The organism is Chondromyces apiculatus DSM 436, assembly GCF_000601485.1.
Taxonomy (GTDB): Bacteria; Myxococcota_A; Polyangia; order Polyangiales; family Polyangiaceae; genus Chondromyces; species Chondromyces apiculatus.
In genome coordinates, this window is record NZ_ASRX01000004.1 from 32,167 (window position 1) to 52,882 (window position 20,716).

Genomic DNA, 20,716 nt, shown 5'->3' on the forward strand with positions numbered 1-20,716 from the left:
TCCCCCCCGCAAGCGCCGGTTGCCTGAACAGCGGTTCATGCAGTAAAGCCGAAGCATGTCCTCGATGCGGTCGCGCGGCCGTTCGGGCTCCGCAAATGCGGCGGAGGGCGCGCCTCCCGCGAAGCGCCCGACCCGCAGGAGGCCTGCTGCCAGGACCCCGATCGGTGCGGCTTCCAGCGCCGACGACGAGATAGACTTCGACGTGGACTCGGAGGTCGGAGCGTCGCTGTTCGCCCAGGCAGCCGTGGGCAGGAAAGCGGCCCCTGGCAGCCCCGCGACGCACGCCGCGCACGCTGCCGGAGACGACGACGTCACCGACGAGGGGCCCCGGGCCGTCGAGGCGCACCGCGCGGGCGCCGCCAGCGTCTCCGGTGAAGAACCCGAACTGCAGCCCGACCCCGACCTCGCGCTCCAGGATGCGGACGGCGAGCCCAGCGCCGACAACGCCGAGGCCCCCCAGCTCGACCCCGCCGCCATCGAGGCTGCGCTCGCCGAGCCCGGCCTCCCCCTTCTGCCGCTCCCGCCGCTCTCCGACACGGACGCCCTGCTCTACGCCTTCCGGCGCAACGTGGTCGTCGCCGCCAGCGCCGGCACCGGCAAGACCTACCGCCTCACCGCCCTCTACCTCCTGCTCACGCTCGGCCTCACCTCCAACGGCCAGCTCATGTCGGAGATCCCCGCCCCTCCGATCCTCCCCGACCGGATCGTGGCCACCACCTTCTCGCGCGCCGCCGCCGCCGAGATCAGCCACCGCATCGAGAACGCCCTCCGCAAGATCGCTGCCTGGGACGGCCGCGGGCAGATCCCCGCCCTCGCCGAGGTGATCCGCGCCCGCGAGATCACGACCGGCCTCGCCATCCCCCCCGAGGAGCTGAAGAAGCGCGCCGGCGACGCCCTCGGCCGCTGGGGCGCGGCCCGCATCGACACCCTCCACGGCGTCGCCAAGCAGATCGTCGACCGCCACGCCATCGCCATGGGCCTCACCCCGGGCGCGCGCATCCTCGACGAGGAAGAGGCGCAGGCGCTCAGCGACCTCGCCGTCGACGAGACCCTCTCGGCAGCCCTCGCCGAGGGCGGAGATCGCGCCGACGCCGCGCGCGCCCTCCTCGCCGCCGCCGGCGGCGTCGACGTCGCCCGCAGCCAGGTCACCCGCCTCCTCGACCGCCTCGACGAAGAGGGCCTCACCCCCCGCACCCTCTCCCTCACCGACCACGAGGCCGAAGCCCGCATCCTGCGCAGAGACCTCGCCCGCGTCGCCATCGATCTCACCTCCGGCGGCAGCCCCGCCCTGCAAGGCCCCGCGAGCGCCCTCGCCGCAGCCCTCCGCGGCGTGAAGACCGAGTCCCCTTTCCCCCGCGGCGCCTGGGGCCCTGCGGTCGACCTGATCACCGCCCACAAACCCCGCAAGCGCACCCCCGCGGACGACGCCTTCTGCGAGTTCCGCGACACCCTCCCGGGCGACGTCCTGAAGGACAAGGCGCACCGGCTCCTCGGCTTCCTCCGCGACGCCCCCGGCCTCGGCCAGCGCGAGCAGCACATCGTCGCCCTCCTCGACGAGGTGAAGGCCCGCCTCACCATCATCCGCCGCACCGAGGGCGGCCTCGGCTTCGGCGACCTGCTCCGCGCCGCCCGCGACGGCCTCCGCGACGACCCCGCCGTCTCCCGCGCCGTGCGCGAGCAGATCGACGTCCTCCTCGTCGACGAGTTCCAGGACACCAGCGCCGTGCAGCGCGACCTCGTCTACCTGCTCCGCGAGCGCGAAGAAGCCGCCCTCGCCCGCGCCGCTCGCGCGCCCACCGCCGCCCCCGCCGCCGCCCCCACCGCCGCGGGCCTCCTCGGCCACGGCCTGTTCCTGGTCGGCGACCGCAAGCAGTCCATCTACGGCTTCCGCGGCGCCGACGTCTCCGTCTTCAGCCGTGTCTGCGCCGAGCTTGCCGGCGACAAGGCTGGCCGCGCCCTCGGCCTCCCCGAGAGCCTCTGGTCCCCGCGCCCCGTCGCCGATTTCGTCGCCCTCAAGGAGAGCCGCCGCTCCACGCCGGAGGTCCTTCGCTTCGTCAACGACTTCTCCGTGCGCGACTTCGCCCAGGATCGCGGCGACGCCCCCGAGGGCGCTCCCATCCGCGACTTCGAGGTCTCCTACGGCGAAGCCGAGCACCTCGTCCCCGTGCTCCCGTCCTCCCCGGCGCTCCCGCCGCTTTCCACCGACGCCGCGTTTCCTGCCGACGCCGCCTCTCCTGCCGACGCCGCCTCTCCTGCCGTCACCCCCGCGCCTGCCAGCGCCCTGCTCCCCACCGACGTCATCCTCATCGGCGACGACGGCGAGGCCCCCGAGGACGCCGAGTCCCTGGTCCGCGACGCCCGCGGCCCCCTGCGCGAAGCCCTCGTCGCCGCCGCCTGGATCGCCCGCCGCGTCCGCGAGGGCGACGGCGACCTCCGCTTCAAGGACGTCGCCGTCCTCGCGCGCCGCCGCAGCACCATCCCCCTCATCGAGCTGGCCCTCGGCCGCCTCAACATCCCCTACGTCGTCGCTGGCCGCGCCCTCTTCGAGGCCCCCGAGATCCGCGACACCGCCGCCGCCCTCCGCCTCCTCCTCGACCCTGGCGACCAGCTCGCCCTCGCCACCGTCCTGCGCGGCCCCATGGTCGGCCTCAGCGACACCGCCCTCGCCTTGCTCTCCCCGCCGCGGCGCGGCCTCACCGTCCCCCTCCTCGGCCGCTGGCCCGGCCGCGCCACCGCCACGCCGGAGCCCGCCGCGCCTGCCATTCCCGAGGTCCCGCACGCGCCGCACGCGCCGCACGCGCCGCACGTCAGCGACGACCTCTCCCTTCCGGCCCTCGAACGCCTCCCCGACACCGATCGCGCCCGCCTCGAAACCTTCCGGCACCGCTTCTCCGGCCTGCGCCGCGCCGCCCTCCGCTCCTCCGCGGGCGAGGCGATCCGCGCCGTCATCTCCGCCTTCGACCTCGACCGCGTCCTCGCCTCCCTCCCCCGCGCCGACGCCCGCATCGGCAACCTCGACCGCCTGATCGCCATCGCCCGCCGCCGTGGAGGCTCCCTCGCGAGCTTCGTCCGCTGGCTCGACCGCCGTATCAGCGACGAGGCCGACGAGCCCGAGGCCGCGGTCTTCTCCCAGGAAGACGACGCCGTCCGCCTCACCACCATCCACGCCAGCAAGGGCCTCGACTTCGCCGCCGTCGTCGTCGTCGACCTCAACGCCTCCCCGGCCCCCCAGCTCCCCGGCCTCGGCTTCATCCCCCCCTCCGGCGACCGCCCCGCCGCCCTCTTCGTCCAGCACTACGCCCGCCGCATGGATCGCGCCGCGCACCCAGGCTCCCGCTACGAAGAAGCCGCCCAGGCCCTCGCCCCCCTCTACCCCATCTCCACCCCGGCCATGCAGGACGCGCGCGCCGAGATCCGCGCCCGCGAGCGCGCCGAGCGCCAGCGCCTCACCTACGTCGCCATCACCCGCGCCAAGCGCGAGCTGGTCCTCATCGCCCCTGCCGCCAAGCCCCGCAGCGGCTCCGCCTGGTTCACGCTCAAGCACGCCATCGATCAGGCAGCGATGGATGGCGCCGTGCGCACCGTCCTCGAAGCCCGCCCCCTCCTCGCCCGAGCCCACGCCCCGGCCCCTGGCCTCGACGCCTACGCGCGCCCCGTCGCCCCCTTCCGCCACGCCCCGGCCCCGCGCCTCGCCTTCGCCCGCACCGTCGCCATCGACGCCCGCGCCCTCGCCCTCTTCCAGGGCTGCCCCCGCCGCTTCCGCCTCCGCCACCTCCTCGGCGTCGAGGAGCCCGCCCCCGCCGCGCAGCTCGGCCTCTTCGACCTCGAAGGCCCCCCCGAGGTCCCCGGCGAAGAGCGCATCGAACTCCTCGAAGGCGCCGACCCCCGCCCCCCTGGCCGCGCCGCCCACCGCGTCCTCTCCCGCTGGCCCCGCGCCCGCTGGGGCGTCCCCACCAAGGTCGGCGAGGTGCTCGATCGCCTCGCCGCCGAGGGCATGCCCCCCGACCACCCCGAGGCCACCCGCCTCGCCCAGGGCATCGCCCGCTTCCTCGACGGCCCTTACGCCCGCCGCGTCCGCGTCGAGGAAGCCACGGTCCTCGGCGACGAAGCCTTCACCCTCGGCGTCTCCCCCGAGATCATCGACCGCGCCCGCGGCGCCCACCTCTCCGTGCGCTGGGCCGCGGACCTCGTCGTCGACTTCCCCGACGGCACCCTCGACGTCATCGAGCTACGCCGCGCCCGCCCCCGCGCGAACCTCGAACCTTACGAGCTGGTCCTCCGCGTCGACGCCCTCGCCTTCCACCGCCGCGCCGAGGGCCGGCAGCTCCGCGCCGGCGTCCTCTTCCTCGGCAGCACCCTCGACCCCACCTGGCTCAAGGCCCAGGGCCCGGACGGCACCCTCTCCCAGGAGGAACACGACCGCTTCGAGCAGGGCCTCGCCTGGCTCGCCCAGAGCTTCGCCGAAGCGCGCGGCACCGACCGCTGGGAACCCGTGGGTGTGGAGACCTGCCGCCGCCTGCGCTGCGGCTTCATCGAGATCTGCCACGGCGAGAAGGACACCGCCGTGTGACGCACGCGGCAGGGGCCCCCCGCCCCCGCCGTCAGTCACTGCGCAGCTCAGCTCAGCTCACGAGGGATCGCTGACGCGGCCCAGGAACACCACGCTGTTCGTCGCGTTGTCCCGCACCAGGAACAGGAAGGGCTTGTTCAGGTGGAAGTCAGCGAAGTTCGCGGGCGCGCTCGTCTCGTTCATGATCACTGCGGTCGCGGCGGCGGCCTCGGTCCCCTTCTCGTTCACTCCAACGAAGGCCTTGTGCACCACGTCGGAGATGACGAGCCCGCCGGCGCTGTGGATGCCCGTGAAGTCGGCCTCGGCGCTGAAGGCGTTCTCCATCCCCAGCTTGCCGAGCGCCTCCTTCAGGCTGAACTCCGACTCGAAGTCGAACTTCGGCATCTCGGTGTTCACGAGGTACTCCGTCATCGACCCGGTGATGTCCGCGAGCTTGTCCGCGTCGAGGCTCTGCTCGAAGGTCGCGAGGTCGTCGGGCAGGATCACCACCATGGACATCTCGCGCCCGTCGTACGGCATCGACACGGCCTGGAACCCGGCGCCTTCGGCGTAGTCCATCTCCAGCGATGCCTTCATCATCGGCACCTCCACCGCCTGGCCTGCCTGCGTCGTGAAGGTCCCCGGCTGCGTGGCCGACGCCTCGAAGGGCGTCTCCCAGGCCGCGCTGAAGTACACCGCGTTGGTCAGCACGAGGCGCGTGTCGGGCGTCACGGAGTCGGTCGAGACCAGATCCTTGATCTTCCCCTCCGTCTTCTTCTCCACCCAGCCGTTGATCAGGTCCACGGCTTGCTGGTTCTGCTCGACGAAGTCGACCACGTGCACGCCTGCGCCGTAGCTCTGCGCGAGCACGTCGAGGAACGGCGCCTCGATCGCGAAGTTGATCTGACCCCACAGCGCGTTCGCCGTGTGGAGGCGGAACGGCTGCCCGTCGGCGCCCTGCGCGCCCTGCCCCCGGCTCGACAGCGCCAGGTCCAGCGCGTTGAATGCCGGGTGGAGCTGCGCCTGCGGCAGCGTGTAGTGCAGCGTCGAGGCCATCGCGGTCTCCGTCGCGTTCCGCGCGCCGGCGTAGGTCATCCCGAGCGCCGTGGAGATGCTGTAGGGCGAGAAGAAGAGGTTGCCGGGCTCGGTGCTCAGCAGACGGTTCAGCGACAGCGCGAAGGTGGTGTTGCCCTCCACGAGCGTCTCGATGTCCGCGGCGGCCACGCTCGCTGCGGTGTCCCGCTTCAGCTCCGAGCTGACCACGCACCCGGCCTTGCCGGGATCGCTGCACGCCACTTCGGGAGCGTCGGGCTCGGGCTCGCTGCCGCCCTCCGAGGTGCAAGCGACAGCAGCCAAGGAAAGAACCAGGGGGAACAGGAGAAGTGATCGCATGCCCTGACCTTCAGCAAGCCCCGTGCCGTATGCCCCGTGCGCCTGCGCCTGCGCGGCACGTCGCGCGGCACACCGGGGATCTCCTCTCCTGAGCGCCGCTGAGGGCCGCTGAGCGCCGCATCTGGCCCCCCCCTCGCCTGGCGCAGCACCGGCGAGCCCGTCAGCCAGCGGCGCAGCGTGGCACAGCCCGCCCTTTGCCTCAGTCGTCGTCCTCGTCCTCGTCCCCTTCGCCCTCCCCACCCTCTTCCTCCCCGTCGTCCTCCCCCTCGTCGCCCTCTCCCTCGTCGTCGTCGTCCTCGTCGTCCTCGTCCTTCTCCTCGGCGGGCGCCGGAGGCGTGAGCGCCACCCGCGGGTACGTCGCCCCGCTCGTGTCGCGCCGCGCTGCCTCCCAGGCTTCCTCGACCTGCGTGAACTCGTACCAGCCCTCGCCCATCGTCTCCACGATGAGCCTCCCATCCTCGCGCCACGCCCACTCCGAGGAGCTCAGCTCGAAGGCGTCGAGCACCCGCGCCCCATCCTCGCAGATGGCCCAGAGGAGCGTCGGCTTGTCCCCCCTCGCCTCCAGCGCCACCACCCGCCCCTCGAACATCGCCTCGGAGCCCGTCACGTCGAGCTCACCGCTCACCTCGAGCGTGGCTTTCCCGCCGCTCACCGCGAAGAGGTACGTCTGCGCGGAGGTCCCCACCACCACCCTCCCGAACGCGAGCACCTCGACGTTGTAGACCTCGTCCTCGTCCTTCCCGAAGTCGTGCACCAGCACCGCCCCGCTGCTCTGCCCGGCCTCGCCCCACCACAGCTTGCTGTCGCCCGCCGAGGTCGCGGCCACGTACCGCCCATCCCAGCTCAGAGCCATCATCATCGAGGGATCGGACACCACGATCCCCGTCTCGGAGAGCTGTCCGTCCATGTACACCGCGAACCGGTAGGCGCGCTTCCCCTCCTTCTTCCAGCCCATGTACGCCTCACCGGCGATGCTCGCGCGCTCCAGGTGCTTCGCCCCGGTGCCGAACGCGGACCGCACCGCCTTCGTCACGGAATCGCTCCTCTCCGGGACCGGCCGGTCCTCGCCCAGGTAACGCAGCCCCACCCGCCCTGGCGCGGGCTCCACCCCGAACGAGTCGGCGCGCCGCTTCGGCGGGCGCGGCGTCCCGTCCTCGTCGTCGTCCTCCTCCTCCTCGTCGTCCTGGGTCGGGGCCAGGTCGACCTCCGGGAACGACTCCGAGTTCAGGTCGAGCTGCGCGCGCAGCTCTTCCAGCCCGTCGATGCGGTGCCGGTGCTCGGAGTCGAGGAGGAACGCGCTCGACCCCTCGATGCGCGTGACGATCGAGTAGGCCCGGATCAGCCCCATCTTCCGGAGCGTGCGCCCGTCGTAGCCGTAGACGAACAGCGTGTCGTTGCCGTCGTCGTCCGTCAGCCCCTTCACGAGCAGCACGTGTCCTCCGCACATCGTGCGCAGCTCGTACGCGTTCACGTCGTACTCCGCGGTCCGCGCGTACGCCTCCCCCTCGCGCTGGTAGACCGCCATCGTGGAGCCCAGGAGGACGAAGATCGTCCCCTCGGGGCCGTAGGCCGCATCCATCAGGCTGTCGTCCATCTCGATGAGCGGCCGGAGCTGCTTCTCCGCGAAGCTCAGCTCCCACACCCCGGAGTACGAGAACCCGTACAGCGCCGCTGTCTCGTCCTCCCGCACCGCGAGGGTCGCCGAGTCGCGCGGGAGCGTGCCCGCGGCGACCTGTAGCTCCCCCTCCTCCACCCAGGCCGCGGTGGACGGCTTGCGGCCTTGCTTCGCGACCCCGTAGACCTTGCCGAGCGGCGACTTGACAACGCTGGAGCTGCGCCCGAACAGCGAACGCAGCGCCGGCTCCACCGCGCGATATCCATGAGGCGAGGAGACTTCCTCGCGCTCCAGCCGGAGCGACCCCTCCATCACCTCCGGCTCCTGCTCCCCGTCGTCGTCCTCCGACGCGCTGTCGTCCGACCTACGGTCGTCCGACCCGCTGTCGTCCGACCCGCTGTCGTCCGACGCGTCGCTGTCGTCGTCGCCGTCGCCGTCGCTGTCGCCGCTGCTGTCGTCGTCGCCGTCGCTGTCGTCGCTGCTGTCGTCGTCGCTGTTGCTGTCGTCCCGATCCTTGGCCACGTCCACGGTCGGAAAGACGGCGGGGTTCGCGGCAAGCCCGTCGAGGAGCGCTTGCACCCCGAGCAGCTCGAACCACACCCCGCTGTCGTTCAGGAACACGCGATCGTCCTTCACGGCGACCTGGGACACCGAGAACGTCACGCGCCTCAGCCTCCGCAAGGTGTCCCCCTCGATCCCGTAGAGCGTGACGCCGTCGTCGTCGCCCTCCTCCGTCCCACTCTCCGTCACGATGGCGATCCGCCCGGAAGCTGCGCAGATCATCTCGTACCCGTTCACGTCCCAGCGCTGCGCGAGCTCGGTCCCCTCCCCCGCGCGCCGGTACATCCGGAGCTCGTCCCCCGCGAGCAAGAGCACGCTCCCCTCGGGCCCGTAGCCGAGCCCGTACATGGTGTCGTCGTCGTCGACGAGCTTCCGCAGGGTCCCGTCCCCGAACACCGCTTCCCAGACCCCCTCGGAGTCGAAGGCCAGCAGCACGGCGCCCCCGTCCCCCCTGCCGGCGACGGTTGGCGTGCCGGCGTTGCGAGGCAAGTCTCCCGCGTCGGCCACGCTCTGGAGCACGCCGTTGTCGTCGACCCACGAAGGCACGTTGAGGTGCCGCTTCTCTCGCTTGAGCCCGTATGCGCGTCCGTTCGGAGCGACCTGCGTCACGCCGTACCGCCCGAAGAGCTTCGTGATCTCCTCGGGGATCGCCACGGGAGACTCCTTGCCGAGCTTCTCCACCGAGAGCGGCGCCTTCGTCCGGGGACCATCCTGCCGCGCGCTCTCGTCGCCCCCGTCCTCGTCCTCTCCCGCTCCTTGCCACCCGCCGTGCTGCCCCGCCTCCGCGGCCTCCGCCCGGATCTGCGCGCGCACCTGCTCCACCTCGGCGTCCACCGCGCCCGTCGCCTCGAAGCGCTTCGCCGATCCCGCGTTCGGCAGCTCGACGGACCAACGCGGCCCCGTGAGCGGCTCCGGGCGCTGCTCCGACGACCACGCCTCCCAGTCCCCGTCGCTCTCCATCACCTCGGCGAGCATCACCTGGTCGAGCGGACAGGCCGCGTGCACGGCCGCGAGCGCCTTCTCCACCGCCCGCGCCATCGCCGCCACGTCTTTCCGGCTCCACCCCGAGGGCCGCAGCCGCAGGAGCGCCCAGCGATCGGCCCACACGAAGGGCTCCACCGTCTCCACCGCCGCGCGGCCGAGCGTCCGCTCGAAGGCCTCGGCGATGGCGCGCCTCGTCGCCGGCTCCGGCGCCGTCACGAAGCACAGCTCGTAGGAGAAGAGATCCTTCTCCAGCGGGAACCAGTCGCTCGGCTCGACCCCGAAGAACACGAACGGATGGGCGGCGGTGTCAGTCATCGCACGGCAGGATAACCGCCGGCTCGCCCGTTGCGCGAGGAGCGAACCAGCAGCGTCCGTGAAACCGCGGGCGGCCTTCTCCCCTGCGCACCCAGCCCCCAGCCTTTCCGTGACTCGTCGAGACCACCTGGAAACGGCCACCCTTGTTCCGGATCCCCCCGCTGGACTCTCCGAGAGGCGACCCTGCCTTTCCGTATTCCCGCGAGACCTCCTGAAGGTCATCCCCGCCGTTCCGAAGGTCACCCTCGCCGTTCCGAAGGTCACCCTCGCCGTTCCGAAGGTCACCCTCGCCGTTCCGAAGGACACCCCCGCCGTTCCGAAGGTCACCCCCGCCGTTCCGAAGATCACCCTCGCCGCTCCGAGAGGTCACCCCGCCGTTCCGAAAGTCACCCCCGCCGTTCCGAAGGACACCCCCGCCGTTCCGAAGGGCACCCCTGCCGCTCCGAAAGTCACCCCCGCCGTTCCGAAGGTCACCCCCGCCGTTCCGTGTTTCCCACGGACTTTCCGAAAGGCACCCCTGCCCTCCAGGAGACGCACCGACGGATTCCTGCGGCAGGGCGGCGGTGGGAGGATGGTCGCGGGCTTCTGTCCACGCATCCAGGCTGGTCGAGGGGCGCGCTGGTTCTCCTTGCGCGGTCAGGGGCACTGGTCTTCCCTGTGCCCGATGCGCATCGCGGTGATCGGGGGAACGGGGTTCACGGGCCTGCACACGGTCAACGAGCTGGTCCGGCGCGGTCACCAGGTGGTGGCGGCCGCGCGCAAGCCGGCGTTCGACGCGGTGCCCGAGGGGGTGGAGCGCCGCGTCCTCGATGTGGACCGGGCCTCGGACGCCGAGATCTCGGATCTCCTCGCCGGGTGCAACGGCGTGGTCTTCGCCGCCGGCCTCGACGACCGGTCGGTGCGCAAGGCGCCGGCGTACGCGAGCTTCCACGCGGCCAACGTGCTCCCGGTGGTGCGGCTCATCGCCATGGGAAAGGCGGCCGGGGTGACCCGCGTCGTCGTCCACGCCTCCTACTTCACCCACTTCAACCGGGTGTGGCCCGAGATGCGGCTCGCCGAGCGTCACGCCTACATCCGCAGCCGCGTCGAGCAGGCCCGGGCCGCAAAGGTGGCAGCGGGGGACGCGGTGCGGGTGACCCTCCTGGAGCTGCCGTTCATCTTCGGTTCGGTGCCGGGGCGGGTGCCGCTCTGGGCGCCGCTCGTGAAGTACGTGGAGTCGTCCCTGCCGCTGCTGGCGCCGCGGGGAGGAACCGCCGCGTGCACGGTGGAGCAGGTCGCCGAGGCGAGCGCGAACGCGCTGGAGAGCGACGATCCCGACGTCGCGGGCCTCCACCCGGTCGTGGAAGACAACCTCACCTGGACCGATCTGCTCGCGCGGCTCTCCGCCGTCGCCGGCCACCCGCGGCCCGTTCACGCGCTGCCCGGCGCCCTGATGCACGTGGGCCTCTTCCCCATCGTCGTCTCGCACAAGCTCACCGGGCGCGAGGCGGGCATGGACACCGCGCACATGCCCGAGTTCTTCCTGCGCGAGCTGTTCATCGACCCCACGGCCTCGCAAGCGCTGCTCGGCTACCGCGGCCACGACCTGGAGACCTCGTTCTCGGAGACCGTCGCCGCCTGTCACCGCCCGTGAGCGCGCCGCGCGTCGAGGCGCGGGGACCTGAGCGGGAAGGTGCGCGGCAACGTGATATACGTCAGGTGCGAGGAGGAGCCATGCCGGGCCGAGATCGTTCATCCACCCCATCAGCCCCGAGCGTGCACCACGCGTGGGTGTGCGAAGGCGTCCTGGAGATCACGTTTCAGGGGCACCTCGACCCGGAGATCATCGAGACGAGCCTGCGGCAGCTCACGGCGCTGAACGCGCAGAAGAAGCTCGACCGCATCCTCATCAACGGCCTCGACGTCGAGAACTTCACCCCGCACGTGAGCTCGCCGGCGGGGCGCCTGATCTCGCTGGCGCGAGAGCGGGGCGCCCGCGAGGTGGTGTTCATCGTCGCCACCGGCTCGAACCGGATGATCTCGGCCAGCGTCGCCTTCGCCGCGCAGATCCCCCTGAAGATGTTCGAGACCCGCGGGGAAGCGCTGGCCTACATCGGCGTGTAGGTTCAGGCTCCGGGGCAGGGACGAAAGCCTCCGGTTCTACCGTGCTGGTGCGGGTTTTCTCCTGTCGCTGCCGGGAGGCGCGACGGCGGAGCGCGGAGCCTGGCGCATGTCCCCGACGTGCATCATGCATGGGGGTCACGGCCCGCGCGCTGCGGCGTGGGCGCAGAGCAGACATGAACGAACAAGGAGTCGCCATGGAGATCAGAGCGCACGCGAAGGCCACGTCAGCGGGCGGGAACGTGCGGGTGTCATGGCTGCGGGAGGGCGTCCTGGGGATCACCTTTCGCGGGCGCCTCGGCACCGCGGAGATCGAGGCTGCCATGAGCCAGCTCGCGGCGCTGACCGAACACCGGTCCCTGGAAGGGGTGCTCATCGACACCCTGGCGATCGAGGGATTCATGCTCCACGTGGGCGAGCGCGCCGAGCGCGCGCTCCTGCTGGCCCGGGAGCGGGGGGCGCGCCGGGTGGCGTTCGCGGTGGCCACCGACGCCAGCCGCATGATGACGGCCAGCGTGGCGTTCGCGGTGCAGCTCCCCGTCAAGATGTTCGCCACGCGCGCGGAGGCGCTGGCGTACCTCGACGCCTGAGGCCTCGAACGCGCGGGCTTCGGTGAGGGGATGCCGAGGGGACGCCCAGGGGCCCCTCAGGGCGCGGGCGTCAGCCCTTGATGCCGTACTCGGCTTGCAGGAGCTTGGCGATGGTCGAGAGCTGCATGTTCGAGGTGCCCTCGTAGATCTTGCCGATCTTGGCGTCGCGGTAGAGCTTCTCGGCGGGGTACTCCTTGGTGAAGCCCACGCCGCCGAACAGCTCCAGGCACTGCGAGGCGGCGCGCTCGGCGACCTCGGAGGCGAAGAGCTTGGCCATGGCGGCCTCCTTCAGGAAGGGCTGGCCGGCGTCCTTGAGGCGGGCGGCGTTGTAGACCATCAGGCGCGCGGCCTCGATCTCCATGGCGACGCGCGCGTACTGGAACTGCACGCCCTGGAAGCTGGCGATGGACTGGCCGAACTGCTTGCGCTCGCCGATGTAGCGCATCGCCTGATCGAGGGCGCCCTCGGCGAGGCCGAGCATCTGGGCGCCGATGCCGATGCGGCCCTCGTTGAGGGTCTCGATGGCGATCTTGTAGCCCTTGCCCACCTCGCCGACCACGTTGTCCTCGCGGACCTCGCAGTCTTCGAGGATCAGCTCGCAGGTGCTGGAGGCGCGGATCCCGAGCTTGTTCTCCTTCTTGCCCACGGAGAAGCCGGGGAAGTCGCGCTCGACGGCGAAGGCGGTGATGCCCTTGTAGCCCTTCGAGGGGTCGACGTTGGCGAAGACCAGGAAGAGCGAGCTCTCGGCGGCGTTGGTGATCCAGAGCTTGCGGCCGTTCAGGATGTAGCGGTCGCCGCGCTTCTCGGCGCGGGCGGCGAGGGCGAAGGCGTCGGAGCCGGAGCCCGCCTCGCTGAGCGCGTACGAGCCCACCCAGTCCCGACACAGGCGGGGCAGGTAGCGGGACTTCTGGTCGTCGGTCGCCCAGCGGAGGAAGGCGTTGGCGACCAGGGTGTTCTGCACGTCGACGAGGACGCTGACGCTGGGGTCCACGACCGCGAGGGCCTCGACGGCGAGGATGGCGTTGAAGAAGCTGGCGCCGGCGCCGCCGTGCTCCTCGGGGACCTCCACGCCCATCAGGCCCAGCTCGAAGAGCGGGGGGATGAGGTCCTTGTCCATCGCGCCCGCCTCGTCCATGGCGTGGGCGCGGGGGGCGACGCGCTTCTTCGCGAAGTCGAGGACCGAGTCGCGGAAGAAGCGCTCCTCCTCGGAGAGCTGGGTCAACGCAGGGTGAGTCACGGCTGCCTTTCGGGTGGGGTGAGGGGCTCGTCGACGCCGGGTGCCGACCGCCCGGGCGCGCTGAACGCTCAGGCGCGCGGGCGGGGCGGCGATCCGGGCCTGTTTGGCGGGCGATTCTTGATAGGGAGCGCCCCGAGCGTCAACCAGCGCGTGGCGCGCGTGGCGCGTGGCGCCGAAGGGGCGGCGATCAGGGGCGTGATCGGGGTGAAGCAGACGCAGTAGACTCGCGCTGATGACGCAGGCCCTCCGGAGCGACGACGAGAACCTGCGGGACCTGGCCGACGGTCGGCCGCTCCTCGTGGACGAGGGGACCGGGCAGCCGGTGGGCCTGCGGCTCACGCGCTGGCTCGGCGCCGGGGGGATGTCGGCGGTGCTGCTCGCCGAGCGCGCCGAGCGCGCGGAGGAGACCCTGCTGCTCGGGGAGCTGGCGCCCGCGCAGGTGGCGGTGAAGGTGCTCAAGCCGGGGATGGATCGCCAGCTCAGCCAGTTCAACATGAGCGGGGCGGACATCGCCCGGCGCGAGGTGGAGGCGCTCTCCGCGGTGCGCGCGCTCCGCCCCCCGACGGAGTTCATCGTGGGCTTCTACGGCAGCGGGACGCTGTCCATCCAGGCGTTCGGCGGCAAGCCCCAGGCGCTGCCGTGGATCGCCCTGGAGCACGTCGAAGGCGGCGTCGAGGGCGCGACGCTCACCGACCGGGTGCGCCGCGCCCAGGGCGAGGGCGTGGACCCGGTGCGGGCGCTGCGGCTCGTGCGGGGCATGCTCGAAGGCGTGGCGGTGTTCCACCGGTTCGGCGTGCTCCACCGCGATCTGAAGCCGGACAACGTGTTCGTCGCGGGGCCCCTCGACGACGAGACCCCGAAGCTCGGGGACTGCGGGATCGCCCGGGTCGACGGCCTCTCGGTGGCCACCCTCTCGGCAGGCACGCCGGAGTACGGGGGGCCCGAGCAGATGCTCTCGGCCCTGTGGCCGAGCGATCGCAACCCGCTCGTCGGTCCCTGGACCGACGTGCACGCGCTCTCGGCGACGATCTGGTTCTTGATCGCGGGCGAGGCGTGGTGCCGGAGCCGGACCGCGTGGGACAACGGAGAGCGCCGCTCGCTGCGCACGGCGCGGCTGCTGCACCGCGGCTGGCTGGAGGAGCGGGCGCTGCTCGACGCCGTCGACGAGATCCTCGCCCGCGGGGGCTCGCCGCGCCCACCCGGGCCCGCGCTGGAGGTGGAAGGCGCGAGCCGCTACGAGCGCAAGGCGCGGCAGCGGTTCGCGTCCATCGCCCGCGAGGACCGACCGGCGCGCTTCGCGAGCGTCGAGGAGCTGGGGGCGGAGCTTCTGCCGCTGCTCGAGGCGTGCGCCACGCGGTGGCGCGAGCGCGCCGCGGCGGAGCGGAGGCCGGCGACCTGCTTCCGGACCACGCACCTGCTCGGCGGCGACGGCAGCGAAGGCGGCGAAGGTGGCGAAGGTGGGCAGAGGCTGCGGGCCCGCGTGCGCGTGAAGGAGATCTCGGCGCCCACCTCTCCGGGGCCTGCCGAGCGCGTGTCCCTCGCGCCCGGGAGCGTCTCGTTCCAGTCGGGCGCGCATGCCTTCGCGCGCTCCGGCGACCGGCTCTTCTTCTTCGCGCAGTCGGAGGGGCGGATGATGGAGGTGCCCGTCCCCCGCGAGCTCCGGGCCGAGGTGGCCGCCTCGCCCTGGGTGGTGCGCGGGCCGCGCGGAGGCGTGGTCCTGGTCGGGCCCGAGCACGTGCTGCTGCTTCCGCAGACGAGCTTCGTGCGCGGGGGCATGCCCGGGCGCCCGGGCGAGGTGGGTCCCATCCAGGCGGCGTTCAGCGACGGGCAGACGTTCGGGGTGGTCACCGCGGAGACCGACGACAGCAACGGCGGCCCGGAGCTGTGGCTCTCGGACGACGGTCACACCTACGCCGGCCCCACCATCCTGCCCCTCGGCGGCGATGTGCAGGCGCTGGCCCCCGGTCCTCTCGGCATGCTCGTGGTGGGATCGCGGCGCGGCGTGCGAGGCCGGGCGCTGGTGCTCGGCTACGACCAGCAGATCCAGGTGGTCACCGCCTGCGTCAACGACGGTCCCGCGCTGCGCGTGGCCGTGGCCGGCGTCGAGGGAGACTACTGGGCCGCGGGCAAGGGCGTGGTGCTGCGCTTCGATCGCGGCGGAGCGTACGAGGAGCGCCTGGAAGCAGGGGCCGAGGCGTCCGGCGAGCCCATGGCGCTCGTCCTCGATCTCCAGGGCGTCCCCTGGCTGGTCACAGAGCGCGCCGTGCTGCGGCGCCACGGTGGGAGCCGCGCCACGTGGTGCACCTGCTACGCACGGCCCGAGGGCGCGCCGCGCCTCGTGGCCCTCGGCTTCACGCCCGGAGGCGCGCGGGTCGTCGATGCGCACGGAGGCGGCGCGCTGCTCCAGCCGGAAGACTAGGGAACTCTTTCTCTCAGGGGGCTGCGCAGAGCCGCGTAGGGCGTTGCCACTACGCCATTCCCCCCTTCATCTTCCCCAACACGTCCTGACCGTGTGGCGGTTTGACCGACCCCGTTTCCGGAGCTAGACCGGAGATCCGACCTCAGCACATGGGCATGGGTCGCAACCCTGGAGGGTCCGATGGCTCACGATTCCATCGATGCGGCGCTCAGCGTGGGACGGAGTGGATGGCAGCGGCTCGGCACCCACAGCATCCGTTTCGAGGCGCCCGACATCGTCTTCCTCCGGGTGCTCGGTGACGTGACCCCGGAGCACATCCGGCACCTGTTCAAGGAGGTGCGCAGGCTGTCGTCGCGCTCGGGCACGGTGTGCTGGCTCATCGACCTGACCTACCTCGGTCAGATCCCGCTGGAGACCCGCAAGGCGGCGATGGAGCACGGCCTCGACGGCCACCTGCGCGCCACCGCCATCTTCGGCGCGAACCGCGTGCAGCGGGCCATCGCGACCCTGACCATCCAGGCCTCGCGGCTCACCGGCCAGCCTGGCGCGCTCTACGCGCCCCGCTTCTTCGCCAAGGAAGCCGAGGCGCGCGCCTGGCTGGAAGACACGCACCCCGACCGGGAGCCCGTCTTCCAGATCTGACCCGACCAGGCCTCCGTCACCGGCGAGCCCCCGTCACCGGCGAGTCCCCATCACCGGCGAGTCCCCATCACCGGCGAGTCCCCGTCACGAGACCCCGTCACCGGAAAGAGCCGTTGTCGCGCCCCGGGGCGATGCCCTCGGGTGGGAAGATCGGGGGCGGTGACGACGGCTGCACCTCGTGGCGCGTGCCCGGCGGGACCTCGGGCGTGGGCCTGGGCTCCGAGGGCTGCATCTCCCGCTGCGTGCCGCCAGGCATCCCCGGCGGGAGGTCTTCCCTGGGCGCCCGGTAGGCGTCGGGAGGCGTGTAGGACGGGGTAGCTCGGGTGGTCCCCTCCGACCGGGTCTCCGGGGTGATCACCGGCCCGGGCATGCTGGACCTGGGCTGCGTCTCCGTCATCGAGGGCGCCGAGGGCGCCCGCACGGGCGGCGAGGCCGTGACGTCCGTGGCCGGCCCTGCGCTGGGCGTGCCGTCGCGCATGGTGGGCAGGTCTGGGCGCTCGCTGGCCTCGATCGGGGTCGGTGGCTCGGCCCCGAGTGCCCGGTCTCCCTCTTCATCGGCCCGGCATGCCGAGAGCCCGAGCACTCCGGCAGCAACAAGGATGAGCCATCGCATGGGCGTTACCTCCGTCCCGCCTCCTTGCGATGACCGTGCCGGCGATGACGGCGCCTGAGCGGGCGCAGGGCGCGCGGCCGAGCCCCTCTCGACGTCCTCCGGGAGGTGACGTATGCGGCAGCCTGGAGGCTTATCGAGCATGAGTGAACAATCCCCCGAGACCCGCCGCGAAGCGGGCATCTTGCTGCACCCGACCTCGTTGCCAGGACCCCACGGGATCGGGGATCTGGGCGGCGCGGCGCGCGCCTTCATCGACTGGCTGGCGTCGTCAGGGTTGTCGCTGTGGCAGGTCTTGCCGCTCGGGCCGACGGACAACGACGCGCCGTACATGAGCTGGTCGGCCCTCGCCGGCAACCCCATGCTCGTCGACCTCGTCGCGCTCCGCGACGCGGGCCTGCTCGACGACGGCGACCTCGACGCGCCCCGGGAGCTGGGCGAGGGCCCCCACGTCGACTACCGCGCCGCGCGCGCCTTCAAGGAGCCCCGCCTCCTCAAGGCCGCGAAGCGCCTGCTGGAGACCCCCGAGCACCCCCTCTCCGGCGCTTACCGCGCCCTCCGGGACAAGGAGGCGTGGCTGTTCGACGCTGCCCTCTTCAGCGTGCTCAAGCGCCAGCACGGCGGCGTCGCCTGGTGGGACTGGCCCGTTCCGCTCCGGGACCGCGAGCCTTCCGCGCTGGAGGGGGCGAAGAAGGAGCTCGCCGACGCCATCGAGGCCGAGGCGGTGACCCTGTTCTTCTTCGAGCACCAGTGGGCGGAGCTGCGCCGCTATTGCAATGACCGCGGGGTGCGCGTCGTCGGCGACATCCCCATCTACGTGGACCGCAACAGCGCCGACGTCTGGACCCACCGCGACCTGTTCTTCCTCGACGAGAAGGGCTTGCCGACCGGCGTCGCCGGGGTGCCGCCGGATTACTTCAGCAAGCTCGGTCAGCTCTGGGGCAATCCGCTTTATCGCTGGGAGCGCATGGCGAAGGACGATTTCGCCTGGTGGCGCACCCGGCTCGGGCGTTGCCTCACCCACGCCGATATCGTGCGCATTGACCATTTCCGCGGGCTCGCCTCCTACTGGGAGGTGCCTTTCGGCGCGCCGGACGCCCGCGGGGGCCGCTGGGTGAAAGGGCCGGGTATCGCCTTCTTCCAGGCCATCGAGAAGCACGAGGGGCGGCTGCCGCTCATCGCCGAGGATCTCGGCATGATCGATGAGCCGGTGGTGGCGCTGCGGCAGGAGGCGAAGCTGCCGGGGATGCGCGTGCTCCAGTTCGCCTTCGGCGGCGGCGGCGACAACACCCACCTGCCCCACCACCATACCGAGGACAGCGTGGTGTATCCGGGCACCCACGATAACGACACCACCGTCGGCTGGTGGCGGAGCGCGGAGCCGCACGTGCGCACCCACACGCAGCGATACCTGAGCGTGTCGGGAGACCAGATTCACTGGGACCTCATCCGCGCCTCGTTCGCCTCCGTGGGGCGGATCGCGGTGGTGGCGATGCAGGACGTGCTGGGCCTCGGCGCCGAGGCGCGCATGAACACCCCGGCGGAGGCCGACGGCAACTGGCGATTCCGGCTCACGGGCGACCCATTCCGCAGGGAGCACGCCGGGCGGCTCCACGAGATCGGCGCGCTCTACGACCGGATCCCCAGCCTCCGCGAGGCGAAGCGCGAGGCGAAAGAGGACTGACCGGCCTCGCTCCCGCGAGCCCCGCTCCGCCGAGCACGCGTTCCGCGCCAGCACACGTTCAGCGCCAGGATCCCGGCCGCGCACCTCGGCCGGGAGAGCCTCTCCCGCGCCAGCGGGCTGCCGTACGGCGGTCCGCTTCGTCTTCCGGAACCATCGGTTTCGTTGCCACACGCCGCAGAGGGCCGCTGAGATCACCGGCGCGGGCGCGCGCAGCGCTCTCCATCGCTTACCGGTTCAGTGCCTGCCTTCTCAGCCAAACGTTTGCAATTTGTCGGATAGAAGCGATACGCACGCTCAAGCGTCCGTGTGATTGCCTGGAAACACGCTAGCTTACCCAGAATTGCACGCGATTCATGCGCGTCAATCTTCTTGCGAGCCGTCGTATTGCAGTGATAATCACCGCCTCGCATCGAAACGAGCAGCACGCGGCATCGCCCTGAGGGGACGTACGCAGTGCTGAAACAGCGGCCCAATGAAGGTCTTGCGGCGCTCACGAAGAAGCGGAGTCGAATTTCGGATGACGACCATCCGCGCAATCGCATCGATTGGTAATACGAGCATCGACTCCGGATGGAAACGGGCTGGCGCACTTCGCGTGGCCCCACCCGGAGGTCCGCTGCCCGGCGAGGCGGGGCGACCGATGCTGGTGCTCTGGAGCACGGCGGCGTGGGCGCAGGCCATACTCGACCTCCCGGTCGGCGCGGTGCCCCTGCGGACCGTCCTGGTGCCGCACGGGCGCGCCGCCTACGGGCTGCGGCGGGAGCTGCTGCGGCAGGGACGCGCAGACGGGCTCGCGGGGACGCGGTTCCTGACGGTGCCAGGGGCCGCGGAGGCGGTGCTGCGCACGGCAAGGTCGTCGCTATCGCCAGGGGAGGAGGAGATGCGGCAAGCGCGGCTCGCGGCGCTGTTCCGGCAGAAGCTGCAGCTCGAGCGCTTCGACCCCGCGCAGCTCCGCGACTGCCGGGGCTGGGAAGACGCCTTCGCCCGCACCTTGCGGGACCTGGAGACCCAGGGGCTGTCGCCGCGCGCGCTGCTCGGCACAGGCCACGCCGGTCCGCGGGAGCGGGACGTGGCGGCGCTCTGGGCGGCGCTGGACCGCGAGGCTGGCACCTCGGTGACCACGCCGCGGCTCCTCGCCGAAGCGGCGGCGGTCCTCTCGTCCGGCGCCGCGGCCTGGCCCTTCGAGGGGTCCACCCTCGCCGTGGTCGCAGGTGACCTGACGGTGGTGGAGCGCGATTTCGTCCTCGCCCTGCCCCGGCTGACCCTCGGGCTGCTCGCGGCGAGGCCGCGGCACGAGGGTTACCTGGCGCGGATGGAGGCGCTGCTCGGGATGAAAGCGGCCGACGCGCTGAGGACGGGCACCGCGGAGGACGCAGAGGCGGCCGGGGATCTCGGGCAGCTCGGGCGCTGGCTGTTCGAGGACGCCACGGCGCGGGGGCACGAGGAGGGCGCGCATGGCGAGGGGCACGAGGAGGGCGCGCGCGGCGAGATGCGCGGTGAGGTAAGCGTCGAGGTGCATCCAAGCGTGGACGAGGAGCTCGACGCGGCAGCCGCCTGGGTGGTGGACGAGGTGGGTCGGGGGACGCCCTTCGAGGAGATCGCGCTCCTCGTGCCTTCCGTGGAGCCCTGGGCGATCCTGCTGGAGGAGCGGCTCGGGAGGCTGCCCTGGCCCGAGGACAAGGGCCCTGCGGTCTACGTGGCGGGTGGGCTGCCCATCGCGCAGTGCGCCGCCGGGGCGCGCCTCCTGTCGGTGGTGAGGGCGCTCCAGGAGCGGTTGCCCATGGAGCGCATCGCCGCGCTGCTGCCCCTCTTCCGGCTGACGGGGCGCGCGCCGCTGACGCCGCGGGAAGCGCTGGAGGTGGTGGGCGCACTGGCCATCCTGGCCGACGTGGGCCGGAGGAAGCCCGACATCTGGGAGATGGGCGGGGACACGGGCGCCCGGGAGAGGGGGGCCAGGCAGGGGGGCACCAGGGAGGGCGCCAGGGAGGGCGCCAGGCAGGGGGGGGCCAGGCAGGGGG

At 72.2% G+C, this 20,716-nt stretch carries 11 protein-coding genes and 1 pseudogene; 8 read left to right on the forward strand and 4 right to left on the reverse strand.

Translation table 11 applies throughout. The annotated features are described in order from the left end of the window. The first annotated feature begins 55 nt into the window (after positions 1 to 55). The gene (locus tag CAP_RS03005) at positions 56 to 4,570 is read left to right on the forward strand and encodes a UvrD-helicase domain-containing protein (RefSeq protein WP_231511056.1); all 4,515 of its coding nucleotides are present in this window, start codon (positions 56 to 58) and stop codon (positions 4,568 to 4,570) included. Between the two features lie 57 nt (positions 4,571 to 4,627). Here the strand turns inward: CAP_RS03005 and CAP_RS03010 are convergent, their stop codons facing one another. Further along, entirely contained in the window at positions 4,628 to 5,941 is a 1,314-nt protein-coding gene (locus CAP_RS03010) for a serpin family protein (protein WP_052374035.1), read from the reverse strand. 199 nt (positions 5,942 to 6,140) lie between these two features. Continuing rightward, complete coding sequence (locus tag CAP_RS43625; protein ID WP_052374036.1) at positions 6,141 to 9,416, reverse strand: hypothetical protein; 3,276 nt, start codon at positions 9,414 to 9,416, stop codon at positions 6,141 to 6,143. Between the two features lie 664 nt (positions 9,417 to 10,080). On the opposite strand from CAP_RS43625, the gene CAP_RS03020 reads away from it, so the two are divergent. From CAP_RS03020 to CAP_RS03030, 3 genes are all read left to right on the forward strand, one after another. Continuing rightward, positions 10,081 to 11,049, forward strand: coding sequence for an NAD-dependent epimerase/dehydratase family protein (locus CAP_RS03020; RefSeq protein WP_044235864.1), 969 nt, complete (start codon positions 10,081 to 10,083; stop codon positions 11,047 to 11,049). Positions 11,050 to 11,171: 122 nt separating this feature from the next. Then, positions 11,172 to 11,519, forward strand: a complete 348-nt coding sequence (locus tag CAP_RS03025; RefSeq protein WP_044235866.1) for a hypothetical protein — start codon at positions 11,172 to 11,174, stop codon at positions 11,517 to 11,519. Positions 11,520 to 11,713: 194 nt separating this feature from the next. Further along, positions 11,714 to 12,106 (forward strand): SpoIIAA family protein, encoded by a 393-nt coding sequence (locus CAP_RS03030; RefSeq protein WP_044235868.1) that lies wholly within the window; start codon positions 11,714 to 11,716, stop codon positions 12,104 to 12,106. 70 nt (positions 12,107 to 12,176) lie between these two features. Here CAP_RS03030 and CAP_RS03035 read toward each other — a convergent pair whose 3' ends face one another. Beyond that, a complete protein-coding gene (locus tag CAP_RS03035; protein WP_044235869.1) occupies positions 12,177 to 13,343 on the reverse strand; it encodes an acyl-CoA dehydrogenase in 1,167 nt (388 codons plus the stop codon). Between the two features lie 232 nt (positions 13,344 to 13,575). Between CAP_RS03035 and CAP_RS03045 the strand changes: the two genes are divergently transcribed. Further along, the gene (locus tag CAP_RS03045; RefSeq protein ID WP_044235873.1) at positions 13,576 to 15,762 is read left to right on the forward strand and encodes a serine/threonine-protein kinase; all 2,187 of its coding nucleotides are present in this window, start codon (positions 13,576 to 13,578) and stop codon (positions 15,760 to 15,762) included. A gap of 180 nt (positions 15,763 to 15,942) precedes the next feature. After that, positions 15,943 to 16,404, forward strand: coding sequence for a SpoIIAA family protein (locus CAP_RS03050; RefSeq protein WP_044235874.1), 462 nt, complete (start codon positions 15,943 to 15,945; stop codon positions 16,402 to 16,404). A gap of 97 nt (positions 16,405 to 16,501) precedes the next feature. Here CAP_RS03050 and CAP_RS03055 read toward each other — a convergent pair whose 3' ends face one another. Next, positions 16,502 to 17,017 carry a hypothetical protein gene (locus CAP_RS03055; RefSeq protein ID WP_044235876.1) on the reverse strand — a complete coding sequence of 172 codons (516 nt, stop codon included), beginning with the start codon at positions 17,015 to 17,017 and terminating at the stop codon, positions 16,502 to 16,504. A gap of 139 nt (positions 17,018 to 17,156) precedes the next feature. Between CAP_RS03055 and malQ the strand changes: the two genes are divergently transcribed. Next, on the forward strand, positions 17,157 to 18,698 hold the full coding sequence (gene malQ, locus CAP_RS03060; protein WP_044235877.1) for a 4-alpha-glucanotransferase: 1,542 nt from the start codon (positions 17,157 to 17,159) through the stop codon (positions 18,696 to 18,698). A gap of 640 nt (positions 18,699 to 19,338) precedes the next feature. Next, a pseudogene (locus tag CAP_RS03065) lies at positions 19,339 to 20,716 on the forward strand (PD-(D/E)XK nuclease family protein); the annotation flags it as partial.